Annotated in this window: 11 protein-coding genes and 1 riboswitch; of the genes, 7 read left to right on the top strand and 4 right to left on the bottom strand. The window is 72.4% G+C overall.

The features are described from left to right. The first annotated feature begins 37 nt into the window (after positions 1-37). A riboswitch (TPP riboswitch) is annotated at positions 38-191 on the top strand. Then, positions 185-1969: a phosphomethylpyrimidine synthase ThiC gene (gene thiC, locus ACIGXO_RS16270; protein WP_399786295.1), complete on the top strand. Its 1785-nt coding sequence runs from the start codon at positions 185-187 to the stop codon at positions 1967-1969. (Overlaps the previous riboswitch by 7 nt.) 69 nt (positions 1970-2038) lie before the next feature. Here thiC and ACIGXO_RS16275 read toward each other — a convergent pair whose 3' ends face one another. The 3 genes from ACIGXO_RS16275 to ACIGXO_RS16285 form a co-directional block, all read right to left on the bottom strand. Then, a complete protein-coding gene (locus ACIGXO_RS16275; protein ID WP_399786297.1) occupies positions 2039-3103 on the bottom strand; it encodes a hypothetical protein in 1065 nt (354 codons plus the stop codon). 210 nt (positions 3104-3313) lie between these two features. After that, the gene (locus tag ACIGXO_RS16280; RefSeq protein ID WP_399786300.1) at positions 3314-4537 is read right to left on the bottom strand and encodes a metallophosphoesterase; all 1224 of its coding nucleotides are present in this window, start codon (positions 4535-4537) and stop codon (positions 3314-3316) included. A gap of 249 nt (positions 4538-4786) precedes the next feature. Beyond that, positions 4787-5887, bottom strand: a complete 1101-nt coding sequence (locus ACIGXO_RS16285) for a LacI family DNA-binding transcriptional regulator (RefSeq protein ID WP_031049857.1) — start codon at positions 5885-5887, stop codon at positions 4787-4789. A 426-nt stretch (positions 5888-6313) separates the two neighbouring features. Here ACIGXO_RS16285 and hisC point away from each other — a divergent pair, with 426 nt between their 5' ends. Next, a complete protein-coding gene (gene hisC, locus ACIGXO_RS16290) occupies positions 6314-7393 on the top strand; it encodes a histidinol-phosphate transaminase (RefSeq protein WP_399786304.1) in 1080 nt (359 codons plus the stop codon). A gap of 82 nt (positions 7394-7475) precedes the next feature. On the opposite strand, the gene ACIGXO_RS16295 is transcribed toward hisC, so the two are convergent. After that, positions 7476-7844, bottom strand: coding sequence for a cyclophilin-like fold protein (locus ACIGXO_RS16295; RefSeq protein ID WP_399786308.1), 369 nt, complete (start codon positions 7842-7844; stop codon positions 7476-7478). Between the two features lie 301 nt (positions 7845-8145). On the opposite strand from ACIGXO_RS16295, the gene ACIGXO_RS16300 reads away from it, so the two are divergent. The 5 genes from ACIGXO_RS16300 (at position 8146) to ACIGXO_RS16320 (ending at position 17582) form a co-directional block, all read left to right on the top strand. Beyond that, complete coding sequence (locus ACIGXO_RS16300) at positions 8146-9654, top strand: cytochrome ubiquinol oxidase subunit I (RefSeq protein WP_399786311.1); 1509 nt, start codon at positions 8146-8148, stop codon at positions 9652-9654. A 9-nt stretch (positions 9655-9663) separates the two neighbouring features. Beyond that, positions 9664-10665 (top strand): cytochrome d ubiquinol oxidase subunit II, encoded by a 1002-nt coding sequence (gene cydB, locus ACIGXO_RS16305; RefSeq protein WP_399786314.1) that lies wholly within the window; start codon positions 9664-9666, stop codon positions 10663-10665. Between the two features lie 28 nt (positions 10666-10693). Continuing rightward, positions 10694-14251 (top strand): thiol reductant ABC exporter subunit CydD, encoded by a 3558-nt coding sequence (cydD, locus tag ACIGXO_RS16310; protein ID WP_399786316.1) that lies wholly within the window; start codon positions 10694-10696, stop codon positions 14249-14251. Between the two features lie 173 nt (positions 14252-14424). Then, positions 14425-16104: a GAF domain-containing protein gene (locus tag ACIGXO_RS16315; protein ID WP_399787106.1), complete on the top strand. Its 1680-nt coding sequence runs from the start codon at positions 14425-14427 to the stop codon at positions 16102-16104. A gap of 182 nt (positions 16105-16286) precedes the next feature. After that, on the top strand, positions 16287-17582 hold the full coding sequence (locus tag ACIGXO_RS16320) for a M23 family metallopeptidase (protein WP_399786319.1): 1296 nt from the start codon (positions 16287-16289) through the stop codon (positions 17580-17582). Positions 17583-17647 lie beyond the last annotated feature (65 nt).

Genomic DNA, 17647 nt, shown 5'->3' on the forward strand with positions numbered 1-17647 from the left:
GTTCACCACGCGGCTCCGGCCGCTACCGTGGTGGCACCTTTGCAATCGCGGGAGCTCGGAGCACCGGGCTGAGAGGGCGCTGATTCCGTACCGGCGGTGTTTCACGTGAAACGCCGACACGGAAAGAGCTGCGTCGACCGCCGAACCTGTTACCGGGTAATGCCGGCGTAGGGAGTGGGTCTCAATGACTCTGCAGGATGCACGCACGCCTGAAAACGGCCAGGGCGCGGACGCTCAGGCTGCCACCGAGCAGATCGGCTGGCACAAGGGCTATGTCTCCGGAACGCGCCCGGACCTCCGGGTCCCGGTCCGGCGAGTGCACCTCACCAACGGCGAGCACGTGACGCTTTACGACACGTCAGGGCCGTACACCGACCCCAACATCGAAACCGACGTCCGCCGCGGCCTCGCGCCGCTGCGGGAGAACTGGATCATCGCCCGCGGCGACACCGAGGAGTACGCGGGCCGGCCGATGCGTCCTGAGGACGACGGCCTCAAGCACACCTCGCCGCGTGGCGGCCTGAAGAACCTCGACGCGGTCTTCCCGGGCCGGCCCCGGCAGCCGCGCCGCGGCCGGGACGGCGCCGTCACCCAGCTCGCGTACGCGCAGCGCGGCGAGATCACCGCGGAGATGGAGTACGTCGCGATCCGCGAGAACTGCAGCCCCGAGTTCGTGCGGGACGAAATCGCGGCGGGCCGCGCGGTGCTGCCGGCGAACGTCAACCACCCGGAGATCGAGCCGATGATCATCGGCAAGAACTTCCTGGTGAAGGTCAACGCCAACATCGGCAACTCCGCGGTGACCTCCTCCATCGAGGAGGAGGTGGAGAAGATGACCTGGGCGACCCGCTGGGGCGCCGACACGGTCATGGACCTCTCCACCGGCCGCAACATCCACACCACCCGCGAGTGGGTCCTGCGCAACTCCCCCGTCCCGATCGGCACCGTCCCCCTCTACCAGGCTCTGGAGAAGGTCGACGGCAAGGCCGAGGAGCTCACCTGGGAGATCTACAAGGACACCGTCATCGAGCAGGCCGAGCAGGGCGTCGACTACATGACGGTCCACGCCGGCGTGCTCCTGCGGTACGTCCCGCTCACCGCCCGCCGCAAGACCGGCATCGTCTCCCGCGGCGGCTCGATCATGGCGGCGTGGTGTCTGGCGCACCACAAGGAGTCCTTCCTCTACGAGAACTTCGAAGAGCTCTGCGACATCCTCGCGTCGTACGACGTCACCTTCTCCCTCGGTGACGGGCTGCGCCCGGGCTCCATCGCCGACGCCAACGACGAGGCGCAGTTCGCGGAGCTGAAGACGCTCGGCGAGCTGAACACGATCGCCAAGGCGCACGGCGTGCAGACCATGATCGAGGGCCCGGGCCACGTCCCGATGCACAAGATCAAGGAGAACATCGACCTCCAGCAGGAGATCTGCGAGGAGGCGCCGTTCTACACGCTCGGCCCGCTCACCACCGACATCGCGCCCGCCTACGACCACATCACGTCCGGTATCGGCGCCGCGATGATCGCCTGGTGGGGCACGGCGATGCTCTGCTACGTCACGCCCAAGGAGCACCTGGGCCTGCCGGACCGCGACGACGTGAAGACCGGCGTCATCACGTACAAGATCGCGGCCCACGCGGCGGACCTGGCCAAGGGGCACCCGGGCGCCCAGGAGTGGGACGACGCCCTCTCCGACGCCCGCTTCGAGTTCCGCTGGGAGGACCAGTTCAACCTGGCCCTCGACCCCGACACGGCCCGCGCCTTCCACGACGAGACGCTCCCGGCCGAGCCGGCCAAGACGGCACACTTCTGCTCCATGTGCGGCCCGAAGTTCTGCTCCATGAAGATCTCCCAGGACATCCGCCGCGAACACGGCGGCGACCTGGCCGTGGACCCCGAGGCCGGCATGGCCGAGAAGTCCAAGGAGTTCGCGGCAGCGGGCAACCGGGTGTACCTGCCGATCGCGGACTGACCGCCGGCACGACCTGAACGCACGACGAGGAGGCTCCGGTGATTCCGGGGCCTCCTCGTCGTGCGGGCATCACTCCGGCTGGTGGTCCGGGCCGCCGTAGTCCGGGCTCGTGAAGTCCGGGCTCGTGAACCGGGGCCGGGTGGTGGCGCGGTGGTCGCCCTCGGGACCCGAGAAGCGCGGGTGGGTGTAGCCGAGGGTGGGCATCCGGCCGCTGTCCGGGGAGCGGTGCGCCACGAAGCGTCCGGCGGCTTCGGCGGCCGGAGGCGACTGCCCGTCCGCGGACGCGGGCCCGGTCGCCTCGCCCGCGCCGGCCGTGTCCGGTGCGTGTTCCTGGACGGTGGCAGGGCTGCCCGTGGCCGACGGCTCGGCGGGCACGACGGTACTCGCGGGGACCGTCGGGCCTTTCTCGCCTTTCCGGACGTCCGGCTCGGGAGGCGGCTCCGGGGCCGTCAGCGCTTCCAGCAGGAAGGGCTCCAGGCCCCGTTCCCGGAGGGCCTGGAGCCAGCGGGCTTTCGCCCGTTCGACCTCCTGGGCCAGTTCCGTGGGGTGGGCGGCGCGCAGGGACGTGGCGCCGTTGCGGAGCGCGGTGATCACCAGTCCGCCCATCGCGATGAGGATCGTCGCCGCGGTCAGGGCCGCGAAGACCCAGCCGACGCTGATCAGCGGCTGCGCCAGGGTCTCGTCGGGGTCGACGGTGTGCAGGACGTAGCCGATGAGGAGGAAGAGGACCGCGGCGATGCCGGCCAGCACGGGCGCGAGGACCGTGACCATGGCGGCCAGTCCGGCGCCGGTGGCCTCGGCGACCTCGCCCACCGTGGCGAAGCCGACGCCGGCGGCACCCGCGCCCTCACCGCCGCCCTCGCCCGCTTCGGTACCGGCCGTGGCCGGGCGCGCGGAGGCGGGCGCGCGCAACTCCGCGCGGAGCGCGACGTAATGCTGGTACTCGGCCGTCGCGCACGCGGCGATGGCGGTCGTGGCGCTGAGCGCCATGGTGCGCAGCTGCTCGGTGTTGAGGCGCATGCCCGTCGTGGCGAAATCCGGGCGGTCTGCCACGGTGCGCAGTGCCTCGTCGAGGGCCCGCCGGAATTCCTCGCGGTCCTCGTTCAGCAGGTGCGGAGCGCTGTTCATGTGCATCCCCCGATGCTCCGTAGGGCCGTACGGGCCGGCGTGGGCCGGGCAGTTGGCGGGAAACGGAGGAGAGCCTGCTACGGATAGACCGATGGTAGAGCGCCTCCAGCACGGCGGGACAGAGGATTTCGGAAATTCGCTCCGCCCGTGACAAGCCCTCCCCGGCCGCCCGGCACGTCCCACCGCCGGCCTGCGGTACCCCTGCCCCGATACGGGTCAGACAGTCAGGGGAAGTTGGACGACGAGCAGCTTTCCGGCCATCGTGACGCCGCCGTCCATGGCGACCGCGAGCCCGTCGGCGTACACGTGCGGCTCTTCGACGACGGTGTCCTCGCCCTCGCCGTCCTCGGTGCCGACCTCGCCGAGGAGGTACGGGATGGGGCTGTGGCCATGGACGATGCGCTCGCCGCCGTACGTGGCGAGCAGCTCGCGCACCGCCTGCGGCCCGGACTCGTCGCGGAACGCGAAGCGCTTGGTGAGCTTGCGGAAGAGGTCCCAGACCTCGTTGGCGTCGCTGCGGGTGAGGACCTCGTGGACGGCGTCGTTGACGGCCTCGATGGAGTCGCCGTAGTCGAGGTACGCGGTGGTGTCGGAGTGCAGGAGGAGGTGGCCGTCCTCCTGCGTGACGGCGTCCAGCCGGGCCATCCACTGCAGGTGGTGGTCCTGGAGGCGGTCCATGTCGGTCTTCTGGCCGCCGTTGAGCAGCCAGGCGGCCTGGAAGGAGGCGGTGCCGGCGCCGGACTGCACGGGGGTGTCGCCGAACCGCTTGGCGCCGAGCAGGAGCAGCTCGTGGTTGCCCATCAGCGCCTTGCAGTAGCCGCCGGCCGCGGCGGCCTCGGCGGACAGCTGCATGACCAGGTCGATGACGCCGATGCCGTCGGGGCCGCGGTCGGTGAAGTCGCCGAGGAACCACAGCCGGGTGTTGCCGGCCGCCCAGTGGCCCTCGGCGTCGATCAGCCCCTCGGCGAACAGCGCCGCGCGCAGCTCGTCGTAGTAACCGTGCACGTCACCGACGACGTACAGCGGGCCGCCGCCCTCGCCCTCGCCGACCTGCTGGAGGTCGACGGCGGGCTGGTCGACGAGCGTGTCGGTGTATGCGGCAGGGGTGCCGTCCGGGCCGACGACGGGGATGTCGCGCTCGGTGGGGGTGTAGTCGGCGGGCAGCTCGTCCTGCGGGAGCGTGCCCTGCGGGCCGGTGCCGTAGGTGAGGCGCGCGTACGGCCGGGCCCTGGTCCGCACGCGGACCTCGGGGTTGAGGCGCTCCTGGGGAGCGGGCACGCCCTGCAGTGCCTGGCCGGCCTGCAGGCCGTATCCGTCCTGCGGGACGTATCCCTCCTGCGGTGCGTACGGGTCATCGGCGGCGTACGCACCCTGGGGAGGACCGTCCGGTGCGGCCCCGGGAGTTCCAGGAGGAACGGGCGCAGGAGGTTGTGCTGCCATGGTCCGCACCATGGGTCCCAGACCGGCCCCCTGAGTCATCGACCCCTCCACCGTCGCGCCGCCGTGCACCTCGCGGACCTTGCCTGGTCGACGGCGGTCCGTGGTGTCGTGCGCCCATCATAGGAACGCCGCTCGCAGGTTGTGACGCACCCGGGGGTGGTCAATCGTTCGGAGCCCGGCATTCCCTGCTGTTTTCTCCCGGCTTCGCCCCGTTTTTCCCCGCGCGGCCGTGGCCGCCCGGCGGAACGCTCAGTCGCCGGACGGTCCGCGCGGTGGGCTGACCGTCGTACGTGGAGACCTCCGTTGGGAGGAGGTGCGCACGATCAGGTCGGTCGGTATTACCTGCTCGACCGGGCGTCCGCTGTCGAGCCCCTCGATGGCGTCGATGAGCAGCTGGACGACGGCGGTGCCGATGCGCCGGGGCTTGAGCGAGAGGGTCGTGATGGGCGGCTCGGTCGTGGCGTAGACCGTGGACTCGCTGCAGCACACCAGCAAGAGGTCGTCGGGGACCCGGAGGCCGTACCGGCGGGCGGCGGCGAGCAGATCGGTGCCGTTCGGGTCGAAGAGGCCGTAGACGGCGTCCGGGCGGTCCGGACGGGCGAGCAGCCGGTCGGCGGCGACGGCGCCCGCGCACGGGTCGTGCGCCGGGTAGGACTCGTACACCGGGTCCTGGCCGACCCGCTCGCACCAGCGGAGGTACGCGGTCGTGGACAGGCGGGTGTAGGTGTCGGTGGTGGTGCCCGTGAGGAGGCCGATGCGGCGGGCGCCGGCGTCGGCGAGGTGCTCCAGAAGGCCCATGACGGCTGCCTCGTGGTCGTTGTCGACCCAGCCGGTGACGGGGAGGGTGCCGCCGGGACGGCCGTCGGAGACGACGGGGATGCCGTGCCGGACGAGCTCGGTGACGACGGGATCGCCGTCGGCCGGGTCGATGACGACCGTGCCGTCCAGCGCGACGTTGGACCAGACGTCGTGACGGGAGGTCGCGGGGAGGATGACCAGGGCATAGCCGCGGGCCAGCGCGGCGGAGGTGGCGGCGCGCGCCATCTCCGCGAAGTACGCGAACTCGGTGAAGGTGAAAGGTTCATCCCCGTACGTGGTGACGGTCAGCCCGATCAGGCCGGACTTCCCGGTACGGAGCGTGCGGGCGGCGGCGGACGGGCGGTAGCCCAACCGGTCGGCGACCTCGCGGACGTGGCGACGGGTGGCGTCCGGAAGCCGGCCCTTGCCGTTGAGCGCGTCGGAGACAGTCGTGATGGAGACACCGGCTGCGGCGGCCACGTCCCGGATGCCTGCCCGCCCCAACCGGCGTCCGGTCGACCGGCTCACCTGGTGCTTCCCTGCTGCTGTCATGGCGAGCCGATAGTAGGGCTCGGAGGGGGCCATCGCGGGGCTCCCTTATGCGCAGTCGAAAGGCACGTTTCTGCATGCCGAAAGGCCGTCAAACCCCTTTGAAAGGAAGGACGTTGGTGGTCAGGACGTAGTTCTGCCCGGTGATCGTCGGGGTTGACCTACAGATTGCGTCAGGTATCGAAGAGGTCTCAAGTCACCTTCACGGGTGATGCGCGCCACGGCGCGAGCCACCGGCGCGTGACACAGGGGGAGGCGCTCCGCAAAGGCCCTGCGCCCTGAGCTGGGACATGGCGCCGGTATATGACATGCGCATGCCCATACCGGTTCCGGAGGGGACCGGAGGGCGGAGGACCCTACGCCGCACGGCTCAATCCTCATAAGGTGTGCAGTATTGGTGACGAGCGGGACGGTCGAGGAGGACCTGCGGTGAGCGAGAAGACCCCGAAGCTGCGTGCGGCGCTGGACGGCGTCCCCACCTACAAGCCCGGGAAGCCGGCCGCCGCGGGCGGCCCGGTGGCGTACAAGCTGTCCTCCAACGAGAACCCGTACCCGCCGCTGCCCGGCGTGCTGGAGACCGCGGTGGCCGCCGCCGGCGCCTTCAACCGGTACCCGGACATGGCGTGCACCGGGCTGATGGCGGAGCTGTCGGAGCGGTTCGGCGTGCCGGTGGAGCACCTGGCGACCGGTACCGGCTCGGTGGGCGTGGCCCAGCAGCTGATCCAGGCGACGGCCGGGCCGGGTGACGAGGTGATCTACGCCTGGCGCTCCTTCGAGGCGTACCCGATCATCACCCAGATCTCCGGCGCCACCTCCGTGCAGGTCCCGCTGGACGAGAACGAGGTCCATGACCTGGACGCGATGCTCGCCGCGGTCACCGAGCGGACTCGGCTGATCTTCGTGTGCAACCCGAACAACCCCACCGGCACCGTGGTGCGCCGCGCCGAGCTGGAGCGCTTCCTGGACGCGGTGCCCTCGGACGTGCTGATCGTGCTGGACGAGGCGTACCGCGAGTTCATCCGCGACGCCGACGTGCCGGACGGCATCGAGCTCTACCGCGACCGCCCGAACGTCTGCGTGCTGCGCACCTTCTCCAAGGCGTACGGCCTCGCCGGCCTGCGGGTGGGCTTCGCGGTGGCGCACGAGCCGGTCGCGGCCGCGCTGCGCAAGACGGCGGTGCCCTTCGGCGTGAGCCAGCTCGCGCAGGACGCGGCGGTCGCGTCGCTGCGCAGCGAGGGCGCGCTGCTGGAGCGGGTGGACGCGCTGGTGGCGGAGCGGACCCGGGTGGCCAGGACGCTGACCGAGCAGGGCTGGACCGTGCCGGAGTCGCAGGCCAACTTCGTGTGGCTGCGGCTGGGGGAGCGCACCGTGGACTTCGCGCGGGCGTGCGAACAGGCGGGCGCCGTGGTGCGGCCGTTCCCCGGCGAGGGCGTGCGGGTCTCGATCGGCGAGACCGCGGGCAACGACATCTTTCTGCAGACGGCGGAGGCGTTCCGCAAGGAGCTGTGACCGGCAGGCGTGAGTGCGGCGGGGTGGCCGCGGTCCTTGTGGGCCGCGGCCACCCCCTTTTGCTGCGCCGTCTCCGGAGGCGTCAGGCGCGTTCCACCCGGATGGGATCGCCGTCGCGGACGGTGGCGAGGCGGCGCGGGTCGCCGTCGACGCGGCCGAGGATGTTGCAGGGGGAGGCGAGCCGGGACTCGTCCCCGCGGGAGATGGGCGTCGGGCCGTACGGCAGGGCCAGCGCGTCGCCGTCGGTCCAGAACGCGACCGTGCCCGGCTCGACGACCTGCTGGGCGCCGGCCTCCAGCGCGCGGGAGACGGGCGTGGCGAAGTAGACCTCCTCGCCCCAGGTGCGGGCGGTGGAGGCGAGCGGGAGCTCGGCTTCCAGGGCGGTGGTGGTCGGGGTGTCCTCCAGGGTGGCGGTCAGGTGACCTGCGGGCCATGAGATGCGTATCTGCATGGCGCCAAATTCAACAATATGTTGAAGGTCTGCGGAAGAGGGGCCGACGGAAAACGGCGTGTACACGTTCACTAACGGCCTGCCCGGCGGCCGCTTCGCAGGCCGTATCAGGGTTTTCCGCGCGACGGAATACCGCGTGACGACGGTCACGCACCCCCCGATCCGCTGGACGGAACGCCATGGGAGATAATTGCTTGTGAATGTGAACGCGTTCACAAGCACCTCCGCTTTTGTCCCTCTTTATGCAGGACAAAAGGTGCAGGAGGTGTGGCGAGAACGGCGACCGTAAGGAGACATCGACGTGGAACTGGCGTTGGCGCCAGAGACCTTGGCGCGATGGCAATTCGGCATCACGACCGTCTATCACTTCCTCTTCGTGCCCCTGACGATCTCTCTCGCCGCCCTGGTGGCCGGACTGGAGACGGCATGGGTCCGCACGGGCAAGGAGCGGTACCTCAAGGCGACGAAGTTCTGGGGCAAGCTCTTCCTGATCAACATCGCGATGGGTGTCGTCACCGGCATCGTCCAGGAGTTCCAGTTCGGCATGAACTGGTCCGACTACTCGCGTTTCGTCGGTGACGTCTTCGGCGCCCCGCTCGCGTTCGAAGCCCTCATCGCGTTCTTCTTCGAGTCCACCTTCATCGGCCTGTGGATCTTCGGCTGGGACAAGCTGCCCAAGAAGATCCACTGCTTCTGCGTCTGGATGGTCTCGATCGGCACGATCCTGTCGGCGTACTTCATCCTCGCGGCCAACTCCTGGATGCAGCACCCCACCGGCTACAAGATCAACAAGGCCACCGGGCGCGCGGAGCTGACCGACTTCTGGGAGGTGCTGACGCAGGACACCACCCTCGTCGTCGTCTTCCACACCCTCACGGCGGCCTTCCTCGCGGGCGGCGCCTTCATCGTGGGCATCGCCGCGTACCACCTGATGCGCAAGAAGCACGTCAAGGTCATGCGGACCTCACTCCGCCTCGGCCTCGTGACGCTGGTCGTGTCCGGTCTGCTGACCGCCGTCAGCGGCGACCTGCTGGGCAAGGTCATGTTCCAGCAGCAGCCGATGAAGATGGCCTCGGCCGAGGCGCTGTGGGACGGGCAGGCACCCGCGCCCTTCTCGGTCTTCGCCTACGGGGACGTGTCCAAGGGGCACAACACCGTCGAGGTGGAGATACCCGGCCTGCTCTCGTTCCTCGCCCACGACGACTTCTCCTCGAAGGTGCCCGGCATCAACGATGTGAACAAGGCCGAGCAGGAGAAGTACGGGCCCGGGGACTACCGGCCCAACATCCCGGTCGCCTACTGGGGCTTCCGCTGGATGATCGGCTTCGGCATGGCCTCCTTCGCGCTCGGCGTGGCCGGCCTCTGGCTCACCCGCAAGAAGTTCTGGCTCTCGCAACGGCTGCGGACGGGCGACGAGGAGGTACCGCACCTCGCGCTCACCAAGGACAAGGCGCTCGGCGACGGGCTCTCCAAGTGGGCCTGGCGGCTCGCCATGATCACCCTCGGCTTCCCGCTGATCGCGAGCTCCTGGGGCTGGATCTTCACCGAGATGGGCCGTCAGCCCTGGGTCGTCTACGGCGTGCTGCGCACCTCCGACGCGGTCTCCCCCGGCGTCTCGCAGGGCGAGGTGATCACGTCGATGGCCGTCTTCACCGCGCTGTACGCGGTCCTCGCCTGGGTCGAGGTCCGGCTGCTCGTCAAGTACGTCAAGGCCGGACCGCAGGAGCTGTCGGAGTCCGACCTCAACCCGCCCACCAGGATCGGCGGCGACGACAACGACGCCGACCGGCCGATGGCCTTCTCGTACTAGGGGGCAGCTGTGCACCTTCACGACGTCTGGTTCGTCCTCATCGCCTTCCTGTGGGTCGGGTACTTCTTCCTCGAAGGATTCGACTTCGGGATCGGCGTCCTCACCAAGCTGCTCGCCCGTGACCGGAGCGAGCGGCGGGTCCTCATCAACACCATCGGCCCGGTCTGGGACGGCAACGAGGTCTGGCTGATCTCGGCGGCGGGCGCGACCTTCGCGGCCTTCCCCGAGTGGTACGCCACGCTCTTCTCGGGCTTCTACCTGCCGATGCTGCTGATCCTGCTCTGCCTCATCGTGCGGGGCGTGGCCTTCGAGTACCGCCACAAGCGGGACGAGGAGCGCTGGCAGCAGAACTGGGAGAACGCGATCTTCTGGACCTCGCTGCTCCCGCCGGTCCTGTGGGGCGTGGTCTTCGGCAACATCGTGGGCGGCGTGAAGATCGACGCCGACAAGAACTACGCCGGGACCCTGCTCGACCTGCTGAACCCGTACGCGATCCTCGGCGGCCTGGCGATGCTGGCGCTGTTCACCTTCCACGGCGCGGTCTTCGCCTCGCTGAAGACGGTGGGTGGCATCCGGGAGCGGGCGCGCGTCACGGCCTCGTTCCTCGGCATGATCGCCGCGGGGCTGGCGCTCTTCTTCATGATCTGGACTCAGATCGACAAGGGCGACGGCACGAGCCTGGTCGCGCTGGTCGTGTCGGCGGTCGCGCTGCTCGCCGCGCTGGTGGCGAACATGCTCGGTCGGGAGGGCTGGTCCTTCGCCTTCTCGGGCGTCACCATCGCGGCCCTGGTCACGATGCTGTTCCTGACGCTCTTCCCGAACGTCATGCCGTCCTCGCTGAACGAGAGCTGGAACCTCACGGTCAGCAACTCCGCGTCCAGCCCGTACACCCTGAAGATCATGACCTGGCTGACGGTCTTCGCGGCCCCGCTCGTGATGCTCTACCAGGGCTGGACGTACTGGGTGTTCCGCAAGCGCATCGGCACGCAGCACATCGCCGACGCGCACTGATCCCCTTCCGTTACGCACGCCAGGACGGATGTTTCACGTGAAACCGATCGACCCGCGCCTGCTCCGGTACGCCCGCGCCACCCGCTTCTTCCTCGTCGCGGTGGTGATGCTCGGCCTTGCCGGAGCGGGCCTGGTCATCGGCCAGGCGATGCTCATCGCCGAGGTCGTCGTCGGCGCCTTCCAGCGCGACCTCGGCCTCGGCGGCCTGAGCACGCCGCTCCTGCTGCTCGCGCTGGTCTCGGTCGGCCGGGGGCTCGTCTCCTGGCTGACCGAGCTGGCCGCGCACCGGGCGAGCGCGGCGGTGAAGTCCGAGCTGCGGACGCGGCTGCTGGAGAAGGCCACGGGGCTCGGACCCTCCTGGCTGGGGACGCAGCGCACCGGCGAGCTGACGAACCTCGCCACCCGCGGCATCGACGCGCTCGACGACTACTTCGCGCGGTACCTGCCGCAGCTCGGCCTCGCGGTCGTCGTGCCCGTCGCCGTGCTCGTACGGATCGTGACCGGCGACTGGATCTCCGCGGCGACCATCGTCGTCACGCTCCCGCTCATCCCGCTGTTCATGATCCTCATCGGCTGGGCGACCCAGGCGCGGATGGACCGGCAGTGGAAGCTGCTGAGCCGGCTGTCCGGCCACTTCCTCGACGTCGTCGCGGGACTGCCCACGCTGAAGGTCTTCGGCCGGGCCAAGGCCCAGGCGGACGCGATCCGCACCATCACCGGCGAGTACCGCCGGGCCACGCTGCGCACGCTGCGCATCGCCTTCCTGTCCTCCTTCGCCCTGGAACTGCTCTCCACGATCTCGGTCGCGCTGGTCGCGGTCGGCGTCGGCATGCGGCTCGTCAAGGGCGACCTCGACCTGTCCACCGGGCTGATGGTGCTGATCCTGGCGCCCGAGGCGTATCTGCCGCTGCGGCAGGTGGGCGCGCAGTACCACGCGGCGGCCGAGGGGCTGGCGGCCGCCGAGGAGATCTTCGCGGTACTGGAGACCGAAGCGGGGGCCGGGCACGGTGGGACGCACGACGCCCCGGCGGGCACCGGGATCGTCGTGGACGGCCTGGTCGTACGCCACCCCGGCCGCCCCGAACCCTCCCTCGCGCAGACCTCGTTCGAGGTCGCGGCCGGGGAGACCGTGGCACTGACGGGACCGTCCGGCGCGGGCAAGACCACATTGCTGAACGTCCTGCTCGGCTTCGCGAAGCCGGCCGCCGGCCGGGTGCTGATCGACGGCGTCGACCTCGCCACGCTCTCCCCCGACAGCTGGCGCAGCCGTATCGCGTGGGTGCCGCAGCACCCGTACCTCTTCGCCGGCACCGTCGCCGAGAACGTGCGGCTGGCCCGGCCGGACGCCGACGACGCGGCGGTGCGGGCCGCGCTGCGCGACGCCGGCGCGCTCGACTTCGTCGACGCGCTCCCCGACGGCCCCGGCACCCGGCTTGGCGAGTCCGGCGCGGGCCTCTCCGCCGGACAGCGCCAACGCCTCGCGCTCGCCCGCGCGTTCCTCGCCGACCGCCCGGTGCTGCTGCTCGACGAGCCGACGGCGAACCTGGACGGCGCGACGGAGGAGTCCGTAGTGGACGCCGTACGCCGCCTGTCGGAGGGCCGCACGGTCCTGCTGGTGGCCCACCGCCCGGCGCTGCTGCAGGCAGCGGACCGCGTGATCCACATTTCCGGACACCACAACGCACCTGCACCCGCCGTGACAACGGGAGGGGACGGGGCGGAGGGGGTGGTCGTCGGACGTCAAGCGAAGCAGTCCGACGACCACCCCCGGAGCCCCGGCCCCGGCACCGACCACGACGCCGATGCGCAGGCGCAGGCGCAGGCACAGGGCCCCGCCCTGGCCCGCCTCCGGAAGCTGGCCCGCGCCCACCGCAGCCGCTTCGCCCTCGCCCTGCTGCTCGGCAGCCTCGCGCTGGGCAGCGCCGTAGGGCTGATGGCCACCTCCGGCTGGCTGATCTCGCGGGCCTCGCAGCAGCCGCCCGTGCTGTACCTGATGGTCGCGGTCACCGCGACCCGCGCGTTCGGCATCGGCCGGGCCGTCTTCCGGTACGCCGAGCGGCTGGTCGCGCACGACGCGGTGTTCCGGATGCTGGCGGACGTCCGGGTGGCGGTCTACCGGCGGCTGGAGAAGCTCGCGCCCGCCGGGCTGCGTGACCGCAGCCGCGGCGACCTGCTGTCCCGGCTGGTCGCCGACGTGGACGCCGGGCAGGACTACTTCCTGCGCTGGCTGCTGCCCGCGGGCGCGGCCGTCGTGGTCGGCGCGGGTGCGGCCGGGTTCACCGCCTGGCTGCTGCCGGAGGCCGGCGCGGTGCTCGCCGCCGGGCTGCTGCTGGCGGGCGTCGTCGTACCGCTGGTGTCCGGCGCGCTGGCGCGGCGGGCCGAGCGGCGGCTGGCCCCGGCCCGCGGCGTGCTCTCCGCACGCGTTGTCGACCTCCTCACCGGTACGGCCGAACTCACGGTCGCCGGCGCGCTGCGCGAGCGGCTGGCCGGCACCCGGCGCGCGGACCGCGACCTGACCGCGGTGGCGTCCCGGTCGGCCGCGGCGGCCGGTGCCGGCGCCGGGCTGATCGCGCTGCTGACCGGGCTGACCGTCGCGGCCGCCGCGGTCGTCGGCGTACAGGCCGTGCACGACGGGCGGTTGAGCGGCGTGAGCCTGGCGGTGGTCGTGTTGACGCCGCTGGCCGCGTTCGAGGCGGTCGCCGGGCTGCCCCTGGCCGTGCAGTACCGGCAGCGCACCCGCCGCGCCGCCGAGCGGGTCTTCGAGGTACTGGACGCGCCGGCGCCGGTCGGCGAGCCGGCCGAGCCGGTGGCGGTACCGGAGTCGCCGTTCCCGGTGGTGGTGAGCGGGCTGACGGCCCGGCACCCCGGGCAGGTGCGGCCGGCGCTCGACGGGGTGGGCTTCACGCTCGCGCCCGGCCGCCGGATCGCGGTCGTCGGACCGTCGGGCTCGGGCAAGACCACGCTCGCGCAGGTGCTGCTGCGCTTCCTGGACCGCGAGGCCGGTTCGTACACCCTCGGCGGGGTGGACGCGCAGGAGGCGGCCGGCGACGCGGTGCGGCGGCTGGTCGGCCTGTGTGCGCAGGACGCCCACCTCTTCGACAGCTCGGTGCGGGAGAACCTCCGGCTGGCCCGTCCTTCCTCCGAGGACAACGACCTGTGGCAGGCGCTGGAGCGGGCCCGGCTCGCGGACTGGGTGCGCGGGCTGCCGGACGGGCTGGACATGCTGGTCGGCGAGCACGGCGCGTGGCTGTCCGGCGGGCAGCGGCAGCGCCTCGCGCTGGCCCGCGCGCTGCTCGCGGACTTCCCCGTGCTGGTGCTGGACGAGCCGGCCGAGCACCTGGACCTGGCCACCGCCGACGCGCTGACCGCCGACCTGCTGGAGGCGACCAGCGGCCGGACGACGGTCCTGATCACGCACCGGCTGGCCGGTCTGGAGGCGGTCGACGAGATCCTCGTACTGGACCGCGGGCGCGTTGTGCAGCGCGGCCCGTACGAGGAACTGGCCGCGGCCGACGGCCCGTTCCGCCGGATGCGGGACCGGGAGCGGGCGACGGACGCGCGGTACGCCGGGGCTGCGCGCGCTTAGCGCCACACGGCGGCACGCGCCCCGCGCCACGTGGGAGCACGCGAGCATCGCAACGACCACGACTTTCCTCGACAAAAGGGACTTATTAGGCTCGGGGCATGGCAGCCACGGCAGGATCAGCGAGCGGGCCCGGAGCGGCGGAGGGCCTCGCGCGCGGATCCGATGCCGGCACGATGGACGACGCCACGGAGGCGACGCGCAGCCTTCAGGGGCTGGCCCCGGAGATCACCGCCCGGCTGCCGCGCCTCCTCGAGGCCATGCGGACCGTCGGCGCGGGCCTGGACCTGCACATCACGCTGGACCGCATCGTGGAGACCGCGGCCGAGCTGGCCGACGCCCGGTACGCGGCCATCGGCATCGTCGACGAGGCGCGTGAGGGCCTCTCGGACTTCGTGACGTATGGGGTGACCGGGGAGGACCACCGGCGCATCGGCGCGCTGCCCGACGGCCACAAGGGCCTGCTCGGCGCGCTCATCAACGACCCGCAGCCCGTGCGCCTGGCCGACCTCACGCAGGACCCGCGGGCGGCCGGCTTCCCGCCCGGGCACCCGCCGATGCGCACCTTCCTCGGGGTGCCGATCCGTGTGCAGGGGGAGATCTTCGGCAACCTCTACCTGACGGAGAAGCGCGGCGGCGGCGAGTTCAGCGAGGGCGACCTGCACATGGTGCGGGTGCTCGCGACCGAGGCGGGCCTGGCGATCGGCAACGCCCGGATGTACGCGGCGACCCGGCAGCGCGAGCGCTGGATCGACGGCGCGGCCGCCGTCACCACCGCGCTCCTCGCGGGCAGCGACGTGGACGAGTCGCTGGCGGTCGTCGCCGAGCAGGCCCGGCGGCTGGCGGACTCGGCGGCCGGAATCGTGCTGCTGCCCGTGGCGGACGGCGGGCTGGAGATCGTGGCCGCGGCGGCGGACGACCCGGTACGGCTCACGGGGACGCACATCCCGCCCGACAGCCCGGTGACCGCCACCCTCCTCGCCGGCGAACCGGTGTTCGTCGAGGACTCGGCGACCGATCCGCGCATGGTCACCGAGGTCGCGCCGTACTTCGGGCCCAGCATGCTGCTGCCCCTGAAGAGCGGCGGCCGCGTACTGGGCACCCTCGCGACACCGCGGGCCCGCGGCGCGCGCCAGTTCACCGCCGCGGAGCGCACGCTGGCCACCCAGTTCGCCCAGCAGGCCGCGCTGGCGCTGGTCCTGGCGGACGCGCGGCGCGACCGCGAGCGGCTGGCCGTCTACGAGGACCGCGACCGGATCGCCCGGGACCTGCACGACCTGGTCATCCAGCGGCTGTTCGCGACCGGGATGATGCTGGAGGGCGCCGCGCGCAAGGCCGTGGTGCCCGAGGTGCGGGAGGGCGTCGGCAAGGCCGTCGACGAGCTGGACGTGACGATCCAGGAGATCCGTACGGCGATCTTCGCCCTGCAGCAGGGGCCCGCCGAGGCGCCCGCGGGGCTGCGCACACGCGTGCTGCGCGAGATCGGCACGGCGGCGGTGCCGCTGGGCTTCCAGCCGTCGGTGCACTTCGCCGGCCCGGTCGACGCCAGGGTCGGCGAGTCGGCCGGCAAGAACCTGATCGCGGCCCTCCGCGAGGCGCTGTCCAACGCCTTCCGGCACGCCCACGCCTCCCGCATCGAGGTCGTCGTGGACGCCACGGCCACGCTGCCGGACGGGCGGGAGGCGGTACGGCTGACGGTCGCCGACGACGGCGTGGGCATCCCCGAGGGCGGCCGGCGCAGCGGCCTGAAGAACCTCGCCCGGAGGGCGGAGGCGCTGGGCGGGTCCAGTACGTACGGGCCGGGGCTCGGCGAGGAGGGCGCGGGTACGACGGTGCGCTGGGAGGCGCCGCTGTAACGGATGGCGGTGCCGCTGTGCCGGATGGCGCGTCCCGGCACGGCTCCCCCAGGTGGCCGGACGCCAGTGCTCCGTTCGGTGGCTTCCGCGCGGGAGCGGGAACCACGGTCCCTCGCCCCGCGTCCTGATCGCGCCACTATCTGCCCATGCATCCAGGTCTGTCGTGCCGTCCGGAGGCACGCGTGCCACGCAGGGGCCGCGCCGGACGGCCGCGCGCCCGCCGGCGCGGTGCCGTCGTGTGCGCGTTCACGATCGTGCTGGGCGGGCTGCTGCCCGGCGGACTGCTCACGGACGGCGCGCCCGTGGGCCCGGCCGTGGCCGCCACCGCATACGAAGGCGCAGCGCTGCCTGGGCACGTCGTGCGCCACGAGGGCGCGGCGGCCCACGAGGGGGCGGCGCGGCGCGGGGCCGGTACCGAGGTACGGCGCGCCGGCGGCGCGCGGTACGAGAGCGGTGGCTCCGGCCGTACCGCGGTGCGCGACCGCACCGCCGCGCGCGGGCGGGCCGGCCGGCTGGCGCGAGCGCGCCTGGAGGTGCAGCTGCTCGACGCGGCCGCGAGCCGGGCCGGCCGGTCGTACCGGAACGGCCTGCGCGCCGCCAGGGCGGAGCGGGCCCGGGCCGGGCGGCTGACCGAGCGGCTGCGCCGGGAACGCCGTACCGCGGCGGCGCTGCGCCGCACCGCCGGGCGGATCGCGGCCGAGCAGTACCGCACCGGCAGCGGCCTGTCCTACGCCGTGCGCGTGCTGGCCGCGGCGTCCCCGGCGGACCTGCTGCGCGGCCACCGGCTGGCCGAACGGCGGGAGCGCGCCGTGGCGGCCCGGGCGCGCACGGCGCTGCGCGCGAGCCGGGAACTGGCCGCGGGGAGCGCGGCGGCGGCCGGCCGTACGCAGGCCCTCGACGCCCGGCAGCGGCGGCTGGCCGGCGAGCGGGCGCGCATCGGGCGCAGCCTGGACCGGGCGCGCGGGCGGCTGTGGCGGCTGGTGACCGGCGCTGCCGGGGCCGGCGGCTGCGCCGGGCCGCCGGACCGGGTGGCCTCGGCCGCCGGGCTCCTCGCGCCCGCCGCCGTGCCCGCGCGGGGGTGGACCCGGCCGGTGACGGGGTACGCGCTGTCGGCTTCGTTCGGTGGCGCCGGTGCGCACTGGTCGCACCGCCACACCGGGCAGGACTTCGCGGTGCCGGTCGGCACGCGCGTGCGGTCGGTGGGCCGGGGCCGGGTGACGGCGGTGGAGTGCGGGGGCCCGTTCGGGATCAGCGTGGTGGTGCGGCACGGCAGGCGCACGTACACCCAGTACGCGCACCTCTCGGCGGTACTGGTGCGCCCGGGGCAGCGGGTGCGCGCAGGGCAGCCGATCGCACTGTCCGGGAACACCGGGAACTCCACCGGACCCCATCTGCACTTCGAGGTGCGGCGCGGCCCCGGTGCCGGCGCGGCGGTCGAGCCGCTCCACTGGCTGCGGGGGCGCGGCGTACGAGTGTGACGCGCTGACGGGCACACGAGTGTGCCGCGTCGGCAGGCGTACGAGTGTGCCGCGCCGACGGTCAG

Origin of the sequence: Streptomyces sp. NPDC053542 (genome assembly GCF_044544685.1) — a bacterium.
Lineage (GTDB): Bacteria > Actinomycetota > Actinomycetes > Streptomycetales > Streptomycetaceae > Streptomyces.